The organism is bacterium 336/3, from assembly GCA_001281695.1.
In the GTDB taxonomy this organism is placed as follows: domain Bacteria; phylum Bacteroidota; class Bacteroidia; order Cytophagales; family Thermonemataceae; genus Raineya.
The window spans coordinates 918,612-932,722 of the sequence record LJIE01000001.1 but is presented as its reverse complement, the minus strand read 5'-3'; the positions used below and the strand labels follow the sequence as shown (position 1 = coordinate 932,722).

12 protein-coding genes and 1 tRNA gene are annotated in these 14,111 nt (G+C 32.8%); 4 read left to right on the top strand and 9 right to left on the bottom strand.

Annotated elements, in window-relative coordinates; translation table 11 throughout:
• Window positions 1-6: 6 nt before the first annotated feature.
• Genes AD998_04355 through AD998_04345 form a run of 3 tightly spaced genes read left to right on the top strand, consistent with a single transcriptional unit; the run spans window position 7 to window position 3,587 of the window.
• On the top strand, window positions 7-687 hold the full coding sequence (locus AD998_04355) for a tRNA (guanine-N1)-methyltransferase (GenBank protein KOY85486.1): 681 nt from the start codon (window positions 7-9) through the stop codon (window positions 685-687).
• A gap of 37 nt (window positions 688-724) precedes the next feature.
• Window positions 725-2,233, top strand: coding sequence for a hypothetical protein (locus AD998_04350; protein KOY85485.1), 1,509 nt, complete (start codon window positions 725-727; stop codon window positions 2,231-2,233).
• A gap of 37 nt (window positions 2,234-2,270) precedes the next feature.
• Window positions 2,271-3,587, top strand: a complete 1,317-nt coding sequence (locus tag AD998_04345) for an ABC transporter permease (protein ID KOY85484.1) — start codon at window positions 2,271-2,273, stop codon at window positions 3,585-3,587.
• A 31-nt stretch (window positions 3,588-3,618) separates the two neighbouring features.
• Here AD998_04345 and AD998_04340 read toward each other — a convergent pair whose 3' ends face one another.
• Together AD998_04340 and AD998_04335 are read right to left on the bottom strand one after the other, a co-directional pair.
• Window positions 3,619-3,951, bottom strand: coding sequence for a hypothetical protein (locus AD998_04340; protein ID KOY85483.1), 333 nt, complete (start codon window positions 3,949-3,951; stop codon window positions 3,619-3,621).
• Between the two features lie 78 nt (window positions 3,952-4,029).
• On the bottom strand, window positions 4,030-6,552 hold the full coding sequence (locus AD998_04335) for a hypothetical protein (GenBank protein ID KOY85482.1): 2,523 nt from the start codon (window positions 6,550-6,552) through the stop codon (window positions 4,030-4,032).
• A 169-nt stretch (window positions 6,553-6,721) separates the two neighbouring features.
• Between AD998_04335 and AD998_04330 the strand changes: the two genes are divergently transcribed.
• Window positions 6,722-7,318, top strand: a complete 597-nt coding sequence (locus AD998_04330) for a hypothetical protein (GenBank protein ID KOY85481.1) — start codon at window positions 6,722-6,724, stop codon at window positions 7,316-7,318.
• Between the two features lie 67 nt (window positions 7,319-7,385).
• Here AD998_04330 and AD998_04325 read toward each other — a convergent pair.
• The 7 genes from AD998_04325 to AD998_04295 form a co-directional block, all read right to left on the bottom strand.
• Window positions 7,386-7,473 (bottom strand) — tRNA-Ser (locus AD998_04325).
• Between the two features lie 72 nt (window positions 7,474-7,545).
• On the bottom strand, window positions 7,546-9,168 hold the full coding sequence (locus tag AD998_04320) for a hypothetical protein (GenBank protein ID KOY85480.1): 1,623 nt from the start codon (window positions 9,166-9,168) through the stop codon (window positions 7,546-7,548).
• A gap of 301 nt (window positions 9,169-9,469) precedes the next feature.
• On the bottom strand, window positions 9,470-11,023 hold the full coding sequence (locus AD998_04315) for a ribonuclease G (GenBank protein KOY85479.1): 1,554 nt from the start codon (window positions 11,021-11,023) through the stop codon (window positions 9,470-9,472).
• 189 nt (window positions 11,024-11,212) lie between these two features.
• Complete coding sequence (locus AD998_04310) at window positions 11,213-12,043, bottom strand: hypothetical protein (GenBank protein ID KOY85478.1); 831 nt, start codon at window positions 12,041-12,043, stop codon at window positions 11,213-11,215.
• 1 nt (window position 12,044) lies between these two features.
• Complete coding sequence (locus AD998_04305) at window positions 12,045-12,368, bottom strand: DNA-binding protein (GenBank protein KOY85477.1); 324 nt, start codon at window positions 12,366-12,368, stop codon at window positions 12,045-12,047.
• 151 nt (window positions 12,369-12,519) lie between these two features.
• Window positions 12,520-13,626 carry a hypothetical protein gene (locus AD998_04300; GenBank protein ID KOY85476.1) on the bottom strand — a complete coding sequence of 369 codons (1,107 nt, stop codon included), beginning with the start codon at window positions 13,624-13,626 and terminating at the stop codon, window positions 12,520-12,522.
• Between the two features lie 158 nt (window positions 13,627-13,784).
• Window positions 13,785-14,111 carry a hypothetical protein gene (locus AD998_04295; GenBank protein ID KOY88050.1) on the bottom strand — a complete coding sequence of 109 codons (327 nt, stop codon included), beginning with the start codon at window positions 14,109-14,111 and terminating at the stop codon, window positions 13,785-13,787.

The window sequence follows — 14,111 nt, the reverse complement described above, 5'->3', positions numbered from 1 at the left end:
TTTCTCATGCGAATAGATATTATTAGTGTTGTTCCTCATCTACTTGAAAGCCCCTTCTCTCATAGCATTCTTAAAAGAGCTATTGAAAAAGGATTGGTAGAAGTGGTTGTACATAATTTACGAGATTACGGATTAGGAAAACATAGAACTACAGATGATTATCAGTTTGGAGGTGGAGCAGGAATGGTGATGATGATAGAGCCTATTGATAAATGCATCAGTAAACTCAAAGCTGAAAGAGATTATGATGAAATTATTTATATGACTCCTGACGGTGAACGTTTTAATCAGAAAATGGCTAATCAGCTTTCACTTAAAGGGAATTTGATTATGCTTTGTGGACATTATAAGGGGATTGATGAGCGTATAAGAGAACATTTTATTACTAAAGAGATCAGTATTGGCGATTATGTACTTTCAGGTGGAGAACTTGCTGCTGCTGTGGTTTCTGATGCTATCATCAGATTACTGCCTGGGGTTCTTTCTGATGAAACATCAGCTCTTACAGATTCTTTTCAAGATAATTTCTTAGCTCCACCAGTTTATACACGCCCCGAAGATTATAATGGATGGCAAGTTCCTGAAATTTTACTTTCTGGAGACCACAAAAAAATTGATGCTTGGCGTTTTGAACAATCATTAGAACGAACCAAAATCAGAAGACCAGACTTATTAAATCACGAATAAAGATTTTATTCCATCATCAAACCGAATTAAGATACAAATGGGTATTCGTTCCTTCTTAGCCAAACCTTTGGCGTCTTATACTGTTGCTCGACAAGAAAAATGGGCGAAACAGCCTATTGTTGCACAAGAAAAAGTTTTTCAGCATATTATAAAAAAAGCTCAACATACACTTTTTGGGAAAGATCATGATTTTCAGAATATTCAAAATCATCAAGATTTTGTCCAGAGAGTGCCTGTCAGAGATTATGAGGCTCTACGCCCTTACATTGAAAAAGTAACAGAAGGGCAAGAAAACATTTTATGGCAAGGAAAACCTCTTTATTTTGCCAAAACAAGTGGAACAACTTCAGGTGTAAAATATATTCCTATTTCTAACGATTCTATTCATAACCATATCAATGGGGCAAAAAATGCATTACTTAATTATGTTTATGAAACAGGAAATAGCGAATTTTTAGATAAAAAACTCATTTTTTTATCAGGTAGCCCCGTACTTGACAAAAAAGGTGGTGTGCTAACAGGTAGATTATCTGGTATTTCAAACCATCATGTACCTGGTTATCTTAGAACCAACCAATTACCTTCTTGGGAAACTAATTGCATTGAAGATTGGGAAGAAAAACTTGATAAAATCATTGGTGAAACATTACATCAGGATATGGGGCTTATTTCAGGTATTCCTCCTTGGGTTCAAATGTATTTTGATAGAGTTATAGAAAAAGCAGGAAAGAAAATTAAAGATGTATTTCCGAACTTTTCACTTTTAATCAATGGTGGAGTTAATTTTGAACCTTATAAAGCTAAAATTTTAGAAAGCATTGGAAAAAAAATAGATTATTTAGAAATGTTTCCTGCTTCAGAAGGCTTTTTTGCTTACCAAGATAAATTTGGTGAAGGTGCTGAAGGCTTGCTTTTGCTTTTGGATACAGGTATTTTTTATGAATTTATCCCTACTGAAGAATATTTTAATGAGAAACCAACTCGTTTAACTATTGGTGAAGTAGAATTGAATAAAAATTATGCTTTAGTTTTAAGTAGCAATGCTGGATTATGGTCTTATTCTATTGGCGACACTGTAAAATTTGTTTCTAAAAATCCTTATAGAGTGATTGTTTCTGGCAGAATAAAACATTTTATTTCTGCATTTGGAGAGCATGTAATTGGCGAAGAAGTCGAAAAAGCATTAAAGTATGCTTTAGAACAATTCCCTGAAACTGAAATAGTTGAAATAACTGTTGCTCCACAAGTAACTCCACAAGAAGGTTTACCTCACCATGAGTGGCTTATTTCATTTGCTAAACAACCTTCCAATTTACAAAAATTTACAGAGGTTTTAGATAAGAAAATGACAGAACTCAACGTTTATTATGATGACTTGATTACAGGAAATATTTTGAGAAAATTAGTCATTACACCTTTACAACCCAATGCTTTTATTGAGTATATGAAATCTTTAGGGAAACTAGGTGGACAAAATAAAGTTCCTCGTTTATCTAATGACAGAAAAATTGCTGATGAGTTATATAAATGGAAACTTAACACATAAAACTTAAACATTTTATTTCAAACAAAACTGCAACGACATGAACAAAATTTGGTTGATTATCCAAAGAGAATATTTAGTAAGAGTTCGTAAGAAGTCTTTTATTATTATGACACTTCTTACACCTATTTTATTTGCGGCTTTAATGGTTGTTCCTGCCTGGATTGCAAACTCTTCAGCATTTAAAGAAGATAAAAATATTCAGGTATTAGACCAAAGTAAATTGTTTGGGAACAAACTCAAAAGTACAGAAAAAATCAAGTTTCAAATCATTGATACCGATTCTTTAAATGCTCGAAAAGATTTTGAAAAGTCTAAAAGCTATGCTCTTCTAATAATTCCCAAAATGACTTTGGCTAATCCTCAAGGCTTTAAACTCGTAGGAAAGAAAAATGTAAGTTTTGATGTAGAAAATTATTTAGAAGATGAGTTAGAACGTATTATTAGAGATGAGCGTATGTTAGCTTTGAATATCAAACAAGAAGATTTAGATAAAACCAAAGCGAAAGTAAGAATTTCTACTGAAACCCAAGAAGGGAAAGAAAGTAGTAGTGGAATTATTTATGCAGTAAGCTTTTTAGGAGCTATCCTTATCTATATGTCTGTACTTTTGTATGGTGTACAAGTCATGAGAAGTGTTATTGAAGAAAAAACCAACAGAATTGTAGAAGTGATGATTTCTTCTGTAAAACCCGTTCAACTGATGTTGGGTAAAATTTTAGGAGTTGCAGCTGTAGGGCTCACACAGTTTTTATTATGGATATTATTAACTTTTGCTATTTCAACTGGTGTTTCAGCAGCATTGGGTGTAGATGCCAAAGATCCAAGAATAGAGCAAATGAAAGAGTTATCTAAAAATAATCCTAACATAGAAAAAGTAGAGAAAAAGAGTTCAGGAGATATGCTTGCTAATATCAATAAAGGGCTTAGCAACTTAAATATCCCTCTAATTATTGGTTGCTTTTTATTTTATTTTGTGTTTGGATACTTGTTGTATAGTGCTATGTTTGCAGCTGTAGGCTCAGCAGGCGATAATGAAACAGAAGCCCAGCAGTTTACCTTGCCAGTCAGTTTGCCACTTATATTGGGCTTTATTCTAGCCCAAAGTATTATCAATGAACCTAATGGAGGATTAGCATTTTGGATGTCTATGATACCTTTTACTTCTCCTGTAGTAATGATGGTACGTGTAGCTTCTGGCGTTCCTACTTGGGAGCTTATTTTGTCTATGAGTTTATTAATTGGAGGCTTTTTAGGTATTACTTGGGTTGCTGCCCGTATCTATAGAGTAGGTATTTTAATGTATGGAAAGAAAGTAAATTTCAAAGAAATTATCAAATGGATGATACATGGATAAATAAAAAGGCTCTTTAAAAGAGCCTTTTTATTTATGTAGTGTTCAATTCTTGAATACGAATCCATTTATTTCTGAATATTGTCAGAGTAGATAACAAAAGAAAGCACACCAAACCAGTTCCCCATATAGAAATCTCTTTGTTTATATTAATCAAAAGACCTGTCATCCAAAATAGTATCACCATGATTGGCATTCTTTGGTTAAAAAATATATTCCCTGTAATGATTAGATGTTGCTTACTAATTTTTCTTTTACCACTACCACACCATGCTATTTTCACTTCTATTTCTTTATCAAAAAAATTGTCTATCTCTATATATTTTTCTTCTCCATTTTTTAGCTCTCCTATTTTTTCTCCATTCATAAATATTATATAGGAGCAATATTTATTAAACCTTTCATAAGGTCGTGTTAAAATTAAAGTTTCCATAGTCATTGCTTCTTATCTATTAGAACTTTCGATTATTTTCCTATTTTTAAGTAAAAGAAGGTCTTTTTTATCTATAGCAGGATTATGTCTATCACATACATAAATATCTTTTTGTCCATCTCCATCCAAATCAGCGACTATTACTCCCAAACCATCTCTTACATATTTCTTTCCTAAAACAGCATCTGTCTCATCTGCAAATGTACCTTTACCATTATTCAGGTATATCTTCAAATAGCCTCCAAAAACATTGGAAACCACTAAATCCAAACTACCATCATTATTTATATCTTCAAAAACAGCATCAATGGTATGGTCTGTATCTGTTGGAAGTCTTGAATCTGTTTCGTCTGTAAATTTTCCTCTTCCATTATTGATATAAAGCCTATTCTGAGGATTTTTATTACCTATAAAATTCACATTAGACAAAAATAAATCCAAATCTCCATCTTTATCCACATCTGCAAAGCTAATTTTTCTAGTTTCCATATCAACACCTTTAGGGAGGTTTGTTTCTGTTACATCTGTAAAAAAGCCTTTACCATTATTGATGTACAATAAATTACCATCTTCGCAACCAACAAATAAATCCAAATCGCCATCTTTATCCACATCCAACAGAGCTAAATCTTGTGTAACTCTTTTTATTTGAGGCAAACGGTTATTTTCTTGGTTAAAAGTTCCATCTCCCTTGTTAATAAGTATAGTATTCACTCCATTATTACCAAATATCAAATCCAGTTTACCATCTTTATTCAAATCAGCTGTAATGATAGCATTGGCTTCTGAATCAGGTAGTTTAAAACTCGATTCTTTAAATACCCCCTTCCCTGTATTGATATAATATTCATGGATTTTATCATCTTCGCTACAAAATATTAAGTCTAATAATTTATCTCCATTAAAGTCAGCAACCACCACATCTTCGCTATCATGTACTACTTGTGGCAATCTTTGAGTCGATTCATTTGTAAAAACACCTTTCCCATTATTTATGAGAATTGTATTTGCCTGAAATTCATTGGCAAGCACAATATCTAAATCTTTATCCCCATCTATATCTATAGCTTTTACATCCATACTTGCTCCTTTTGCTCCATTATCCATCAAGTTTTCACTTGCTTCCCTAAAAAGAGGCTCTTTTCTCTTATTAGGCATTTTTTTAAGAACATCTTTCATCCAATCACAGGTATAGTCAAAAACTTTAGGATTAAATCTGGTAGCTGCATATTGTTGATAGGCTTGTGGATTATCTTGCCATTTCATAAATTCTTCCATTGTTCCAATCTCTTCAAAACCATGTGTAGTTTTAGGAGCAAGCCAAAAAGTTCCATTCCCTGAGCGTTTAGAATTTACATACTTGATAAGATTAATATGGTCATCAGCATTGTTGGCAGCAATATCACATTCGCCATAAATAGCCAATACATCATTTTGATAGTTACTTAATGCTTTTGCCAAATTATGTTGATTTAATTCTTTGTAAGTCAAAGGGCTTCTTGATGATGATGTTATTTTTGTAGCAGGATTATAACCTAAGATTTCTTGCATTGCCATCAATCCAATAGGTTCTTTACAAATTTCATCAATAGGCTTATCTTTATAAAAGTAATCGTATAAATATGGTTTAAACATCTCTAAACTAGCTCTGAGAGCTCCTAAATCTTCACCTCTCCATTGTAATTGAATCAGATATGCATCACAAAGATATTCTAACCAAGGTTTGAAACCTGTACCATACACTACAATCCCTCTTGGCTGAAATTTTTCAGCTAAAATGGGTGCTGTAATGCCCCCCATAGAGTGTCCAAAAAGAAAAATAGAAGACTTATCTACTTCTTTGAGTGTAAGTAAATGTTTATAACCAGCTTCGTACATGGCTAATTCTTCGTGATAACCCATTGTTTCACAAGGAGGCATACCCATATTATCTCCCATATCGGCCTTCTCCATTCTGAATACAGCAAAACCTCTATCTACCATTGCATCAAGAGCTTGTTTAGTTTTGTCTAACTCTTGAAAGTTATCCATGGAATAACAAGCTAAACCTTGCAGAAAATAAACTGTTCCCAGTGGTTTTTTACCTTTAAGTGTTTTGTAAATGGTTCGTACATAACCATTTTTATAAGCAAACTCCCCATATACAACATCTGCTGTGGCACTTGTTTCTTTAGGACGAGCTACCACTTTGCCTTCTAATGTCATTGGGTTCTGGTTACGAACAAGAGAAATTGTTATTTTTTCGCCATCCCTTAAGTTCTTTGCAATGGGAAATAGTTCATTTGGAGCATTAATAGGCTTGTTATTGATTTGAGTAATAATATCATTGGGTTGAATGCCTAAACTGGCTGCCGTAGTATTGGGTACAATAAAGCGAATCAAAGCTCCTTTTTGATATTGTAACTTAGTCAATAAGCTATCAGGAACTTTCTGGTAGAAACCTACTCCAAGACTTCCTTTTCGTATAAGATTCTGAGCCCATGACTTCTGAGTCACTAACAGAAAACATAAGAGAGGTAAAAATAGATATTTCATAAACGGTTTTATTTATTTACGAATATATCAAGTATATAACGTTCTTATTTGTCAAATCCTGCTTATTTTAGCATATACAGTAAAAAACTAATAATTTGTAGAATTTACATTATTTTTTGTATAGTTTAGAAACATAGAGTAAACCATTATGAGAAAGTACATATATCAAATGATTCTATTTATTCTTAATGCTTTCATTTTTGGATGTTTTTGCTTTTATATAATTTTTTCTTTTTTTATAGTGGTTACTGATTTTGGAGAGTTTACTGGCAAAGAAGTAGCCGATGAAATTTCAAATAAATTTACTTTTTATACATTCATTATTTTTTTAATTACAATTGGCATAAATTATTTAATACTTAAAAATATAGTTAAAACAAGAATGTCCTTTTTAAAAAGTCTGATTCTTCCAATCATTGGATTATTCATTTCTATTTTGACTCTTACATTTAATAAAAGCAAATTCATTGAAAGACAAACCTCTGTTACTCAACTTCAACATTATTTAGATAGTTCCATTGAAAATATTGAAGTTCAAAATAAAAATAAGAAATTAATAATTAACAATAAAGACAGTGTAAAAGCCATTGCTTATACAATCTACTCTCTTAGAAAAATAAATGTTGCTTATAAATTTGGAAAGGAATACAGAATCATTATGAACAAGAAAGATACAATTTTCTCTGATGGAATTATTTTTACTTTTAAAGGTAAATACTTTAAAAGTAAAGGTGATTTTTTAGATAAATATTTTGAAAAGTTATAGAAGCATCATAGCATTACCGATTTTGCAGCCTTATACAAATAAAAAAACCTAAACGAATGTTTAGGTTTAGTAGAGAGAGAGGGATTCGAACCCCCGGACCTGTTACAGTCAACGGTTTTCAAGACCGCCGCATTCGACCGCTCTGCCATCTCTCTGTGTTTGGAGTGCAAATATAAGAATTATATTTTACACTCCAAATTTTTTTTATGTTTTTGTAAAAATATTATCTATTGAATAGCTTTGCTTACATCGCAACTTCCCCAACCAAATTGAGGATGACGGTTATTGCCAAAATTGGAATAAATTCTGAGTCTGTATAAAATATCATTGGCTGTAGCACCAGGGAATTTAGACCATACCAAAGCCGCCATACCTGCCATAGTTGCTGTAGCTACAGAAGAGCCTCCAATAGTTGAAGGATATGGACGAGAACTTTTAGACATACCCAATGGAGTTTTTGCAGTACCAGCAGGTAAATTATCATTTTGCATCACTACAACAAAATCTGTTTCTGCACCTACTACTGCTTCATCAGCTCTTGTAAAATTAGTTTTGATACCTGAAACGGCTACTGTTTCATTTACCATATTTGCAGGGAATACAATACTTGAAGCACCATTCCAGTTAGAGAAAACAGATACTAACCAAGGTGCTGTACCTGATGCAACAAAAATTAGTTTACCTCTATTTTTTGCATTACGAATGGCATCTGCTATGGTTGTCACGTTGCCTATTCTACCCAAGCTCATACTAATAATTCTTACAGAAGAAGAATTGGCTGCTGTATTAAAGGCATTGGCTACTGCTGCAACTTCTTCGGCAGTATCTATCACTACATCATTTACAACTTTTGCCATATATAAGTTACAACCATAAGCCACCCCCATCATAGATTGCTCTCTATCAAAACCAAAACCATTATCCATACGAGGAGCTCCTATTACTCCTGCTAAAGCTGTGCCATGACCACAATTGTCTTGAGGATCATTTACACTATTAGAGATAAAAGATTGCTTACGGAAACTTCTGCCTTTAATTAAACCATTGTTAATGTATGTAGTTAATAATTGTTGTTGGTCAAAATGTCCACCATCTAAAACCATAACTTCTATTCCTTTACCTGTAACATTACTTGCCCAAGCACCTTTGATTCTGTGATAACCATAATTCCATGATTCCATTGCAATAGAATTTGGATTAGGAGTTAAAAAACTCACTGTAACTGGTGAGTATGCTCCACAACCAAAATTTTGAGGTAAGATCGACTCCGTAGCAATTTGCTGATTTTCATAATGTTTTGATGGTTCATAAGTTGGTTCAGCATAACGAAGGAAATCACTTTTCTTCATTTTTTTAAGTGTATTAGGGTTTGAAATCCTAATAACTATAGCAGATAGTTCATCCATTTCTGAAACTAATATATCTTCTTGTTTTACAGATGGATTAATTTTTGCTTCTTCTTCTAAGATAAGATTTAATAAAGCCCCCTTCTCACTTGTCCAACTTGTTGTACGACTTCCAGAAGACTCTAAAAGATGTTTTTGTACCTCTAATTCTGATACTTGAGCAGGTTTGTACCCTACAAATAGAAGTTTATCTTGTGAATGTTGAATAGCACTCCAAACTACATTAATTGGAGACTTATTCCAATCAAGACCTTCTTGTGAGTTTTTCATTTGCTCTTCAATTGCTTTGTTTAAGTCATTTTCATTCAAAACCATGACTTCATCTGCAATCTGTGTAGATGCATTTGTCTGAGGCTGAATATCTTGGACAGTTTCAGCTTTTTTACAGCTATACAATGTAGCTACTGAGGCTAAAATCAGGAAACTTTGCTTAAGATTTTTCATACTGCGTACACTTTAGGAAATTAAAATTAAATTGATTATATTGTTTAATTGTTCTTAGAAATATCATATTACTTCCGGACGTTTATGAATTTCAAAAACATGGTACAAAAGTAGCTCCTTGAATTATATTGGCAAATTTTTAAGGAGGATTAGGAGTGGACAATAATCTAAAAATAGAGGACTCTAAGTGGACACTTATCAAATTTATTAGAAAAGTTATATCTAAAAGCAGAAAAGTTTTATTAAAAGATAGGGTATATAAAAAGGTAGGAATAAAAAAACCCTCATGAAGAGGGTTTTTTTACAATTCAATTTCTTCTTCTTGCTTATTTTTAAAACGAAACTCATTGATTCCAAATGAGCTATCAGCAAGAATTTTTACCCATCTACCATAACGGAAGAACCACTTAAATCTTTTGGAGCGGAACCATCCTTTGGTAAAATAAGCATATAAATAAGGATGAACAATGAGTTGAATGCCTTTTTCATTATTTTTTTGAATCAGGTATTCTAAATTTTGTTCTATCAAATCAGAAACAATAATACTTGCTCCAATTTTGCCTGTGCCTCCACAAGCTGAGCAGTCTTCGAGTGTTGCAATATTTACTTCTGGGCGTACTCTTTGGCGTGTAACTTGCATCAAGCCAAAGCGTGTAAGAGGTAAAATAGTGTGTTTGGCTCTATCATCGGCCATAGCTTCTTTCATTTTTTCATAGATAACACGCTTATTATCAGCTTTTTTCATATCTATAAAATCAATAACCACGATTCCTCCCATATCTCTCATACGGAGTTGGCGGGCTATTTCAGTAGCAGCCTCTAAGTTTACATTCAGAGCTGTTGCTTCTTGGTCTGCTTCAGAAGAAGATTTATTACCACTATTTACATCAATTACATGGAGAGCTTCTGTATGTTCAATAATCAGGTAGCCTCCACCCGAAAGAGGTACTGTTTTGCCAAAAAGTCCTTTAAGTTGTCTCTCTATACCAAGAGTTTCAAATATTTTAGTTTTGCTATTGTGTAGCTTTACAATTTTTTCTTGCTTAGGAGCAATTTTTTTGATATAGCCTCTAATTTCTTCGTAAAGTAGTTTATCATCTACCACAATATTATCGAAATTATCGTTAAGCATATCACGCAAAATTGCAGAAACGCGACCAATCTCACCTATTACTTTTTCACGAGGCATAGCCTCTTTGAGATTTTTATAACCTTCTTGCCATTTTTGCATCAGGCTTTGTAAATCAGCTTCTATTTCGGATAGTTCCACATTTTCGGCTACAGTTCTGACAATCACCCCAAAGTTTTCGGGTTTTACAGAATTCACCAATTTAGAAAGCCTTTGTCTTTCATCTCGGCTTACAATTTTCTTAGAAATGCTGACTGCATCTGAGAAAGGAACTAATACTAAATATCGTCCAGCTAATGAAAGTTCACAAGCCAAACGAGGTCCTTTGGTTGATATGGGTTCTTTAGCAATTTGAACTAAAATAGGAGTATTTTTCTGTAATACCTCTTCTATTTTACCCATTTTATCAATTTCAGACTCTAATTTGAAGCCTTTTAAAAAAGCTGATTGTTGTCTTTTGGCTATTACTTCTTTGGTATATTTGAGCAACGACCTCACATTTGCACCTAAGTCTAAGTAATGTAGGAAACCATCTTTTTCATAACCTACATCTACAAAAGCTGCATTCATGCCAGGTACTAACTTTTTGATAACCCCCAAGTAAATATCACCTACTACAAACTGACTGCCTTCTTGCTCTACGTGGTATTCAACAATCTGTTTTTCCTTGAGTAGAGCAATACGTACCCCTTCAGGGCTGGCATTGATAATCAGTTCATTATTCAAATTGATAGTATTTTTTGGTTATACAATAAATAAATGAAGGGCTTTCACGTATTGAAAGCCCAAACGTAAGAGAAGTATGTTACTTCTTCTTGTGACGATTTTTTCTTAATCTCTTTTTACGCTTATGAGTAGCGATTTTGTGTCTTTTTCTTTTCTTTCCACAAGGCATAATAGTAATATTTTTAAAGGTTAACGAATACTTTTAATTTTCTTTTCTAACTCCTTTTTAATGTCGGGAGATATATCCAAAGCCAAAACATTAGTCAAGGCTTCTTTTACCTTTTCGGGTTTACCAGTTTCCTCATAACACTGTGCAAGGTAAATCCAAGCATCAGGATTTTTTGGATTAATAGCAACTACTTGTTCAAGTCTATCAATAGCATCAGGGAAAGCTCCACGTTCTGCAAAGAAAGTTCCCAAATAAAACAAAGCTAATTCATTCTTAGGATCTTTTTTCACTACTGCCGAAACCATTTGGATACCTTTCATAGGTGCTTGAGGGTTTAAGCTTTTATATAAAACCCCCATTTTTGTTTGAGCTAATAAATTACTCTCATTCAAACTTAACACTTTTTCATAGGCTGTATAACCTTTTTGCCCTAGTGTACGAATTTTCGTACTATCTAAGGCAAAGGTAAATGCTTCAAAATATGTTTCGGCTGTTTTAAGCCATGTTGCTTCATTATTGATTTTATTAGATAGTTTTTCTGCATAATTGGCAGCACTATCCCACTGATTAATAGCCTTAAAAGATACTATCAAAGAATCAGTCCATTGACTTTGTTCTTGGATAGATGTAGATTTTAATAAATTTTTCTTAAACAGTGTAATTTTTTGTTTCTGATTTTCAGATATTTCCATAGTATGAGATTCCTCTTTGGTTGCTTCAGTCTTTTTATTATTCAAAGACTCTTGTGTTACCATACCTGAAGGATTTTTCACAACAACTTTGGGTAGGAAGAATAAACCTGCTACCAAAACTATTGCACCTGTTACTATGATTATCTGAGGTTTGAGCACACTATGCTAAGTTTTTCTTTTTAACTTGCTTTGCATTTTTGTCACTTACAGTTTTCTTTACCTGATCAACAAAAGTTTTAGCAGGTTTGAAAGCAGGAACATAATGAGCATCAATGATAAGTGCTGTATTTTTAGAAATGTTACGAGCTGTTTTCTTTGCTCTTTTCTTATTGATAAAAGAACCGAAACCTCTTACATAAACGTTTTCGCCTTTTACCATGTTACCTTTGATCACGTTGAAAAACTCTTCAACTGTTTTTTGAACCTCTGTACGGTCAATGCCTGTGTTGTTGGCGATTTCTGAAATAACTTCTGCTTTTGTCATCTTTTTATTGTTAATTTATGCTAAACAAGAAATTAGCTTTAATTTTTGGAGGCACAAAGATAAGATAATCAAACACATAAAAAAAACTTTTATTAAAAATCTTTTTTATATTGTTAAAATTCTGACTTTAAACCGAATAGTCTGAATAGATTTAGATATTTTTCTTTCTGTTTTTCTGATAATCTTCAAAGATATAATGCCCTAAGCCTTTGAGTGAGCTGTAATAAGCTCTTCCCTGATTAACTTCTGTAAACTCTCTTACAAACTCTTGTAAATATGGGTCTGAAGCTATCATAAAAGTAGTGATGGGTATTTTCAGTCTACGGCATTGAGCACCTAAATTAAGTGTTCTGTTTAATATTTTTTTATCCAAGCCAAAGCTATTTTTATAATATCGGATACCTTCTTTCAGACAAGTGGGCTTTCCATCTGTTATCATAAAAATTTGTTTGTTGGCATTTTTTCTTCTTCTGAGCAAGTCCATTGCCAATTCCAAACCAGCTACTGTATTGGTATGGTAAGGTCCTACTTGTAGATAAGGTAAATCTTTGATATTAATCTGCCAAGCATCATTTCCAAATACCAAAATATCAAGAGTATCTTTAGGATATTTAGTTGTAATCAGTTCGGCTAGTGCCATTGCCACTTTTTTTGCAGGTGTGATGCGATCTTCTCCATAAAGAATCATGGAGTGAGAAATATCAATCATCAGAACCGTAGAAGTTTGAGCTTTGTATTCTGTTTCTACAACTTCCAAATCTTCTTGAGTTAGGAAAAAATTTTCGTATCCATGATTAATTTGAGCATTTCTGATAGATTCTGTGAATGCTATTTTATCCAATTCATCCCCAAATTGAAAGGTTTTTCTATCAGAACCCAGTTCATCACCCTGCCCTGTTTTCTTGGTTTGATGATTTCCTACTTTTGTTTTTTTTAGTTTACCAAATATTTCATCTAAGGCATTTCTTCGAATAGTTTGCTCACTTTTGGGAGTAATTTGTAAACCACTACGTTCTTGTTCATTTTCTTCGATATAGCCTTTTTGTTTTAGATCTTCAATAAAATCTCCTATTCCATAGCCATCGTCTGTGAGATTATATTTTTTATCTAAATTATTGAGCCATGCCAATGCCTCTGCCACATTCCCTCCTGTCATATTAATGAGATCAAGGAATATTTTTAACAAATCCTGAAAGTTTGCTTTTCCTTGTTGGCTACTTTCTTCAGGGGCATAATCAGTAAAACGGTAACCTAACATAGAATTAAAATATTAGATGTGATGTATCAAGAACAAGAAAATGTATCTGTTTTTTGAGCAAAATGTTAAGAAAGAGCAGTCATCAAACACTTTTTTCTGAAAACTCAAACAGATACTAAACTAACATTATTCTAAACTAAAAAGTTTGAAGAAATTTGTTATTCTTCCTCTTCTACAATGACAAATACGTCTTCGTTAGGCTTTTGAAGCAAGTGTTTTTCACGAGCAAATCGCTCAAAATTTTCAGATTCAGTGTAATCTTTCATTTGTTGTTTGAGCGAATTATTTAATTCTTCATAATATATTTTTTCTTTCAGCAGTCGGTCTTGGCGTTTTTTCCATTTATATTGACTGATAAAATCATTTACATCAAAAAAGAGCATCCAAACAAACAAAGCAAAGCCTGTCATAAAGTAAAAATTCTTTGTAAATTTGGGCAAATGAATTTTTTTTATTTGTTTTATTACCTTTCTCAACACACTCAT

Excerpts from the sequence above, each read along its gene's own strand:
- AD998_04355 (KOY85486.1), top strand. The coding sequence starts at position 7 with ATGCGAATAGATATTATTAGTGTTGTTCCTCATCTACTTGAAAGCCCC.
- AD998_04350 (KOY85485.1), top strand. The coding sequence starts at position 725 with ATGGGTATTCGTTCCTTCTTAGCCAAACCTTTGGCGTCTTATACTGTT.
- AD998_04345 (KOY85484.1), top strand. The coding sequence starts at position 2,271 with ATGAACAAAATTTGGTTGATTATCCAAAGAGAATATTTAGTAAGAGTT.
- AD998_04340 (KOY85483.1), bottom strand. The coding sequence starts at position 3,951 with ATGAATGGAGAAAAAATAGGAGAGCTAAAAAATGGAGAAGAAAAATAT.
- AD998_04335 (KOY85482.1), bottom strand. The coding sequence starts at position 6,552 with ATGAAATATCTATTTTTACCTCTCTTATGTTTTCTGTTAGTGACTCAG.
- AD998_04330 (KOY85481.1), top strand. The coding sequence starts at position 6,722 with ATGATTCTATTTATTCTTAATGCTTTCATTTTTGGATGTTTTTGCTTT.
- AD998_04320 (KOY85480.1), bottom strand. The coding sequence starts at position 9,168 with ATGAAAAATCTTAAGCAAAGTTTCCTGATTTTAGCCTCAGTAGCTACA.
- AD998_04305 (KOY85477.1), bottom strand. The coding sequence starts at position 12,368 with ATGACAAAAGCAGAAGTTATTTCAGAAATCGCCAACAACACAGGCATT.
- AD998_04300 (KOY85476.1), bottom strand. The coding sequence starts at position 13,626 with ATGTTAGGTTACCGTTTTACTGATTATGCCCCTGAAGAAAGTAGCCAA.
- AD998_04295 (KOY88050.1), bottom strand. The coding sequence starts at position 14,111 with ATGAGTGTGTTGAGAAAGGTAATAAAACAAATAAAAAAAATTCATTTG.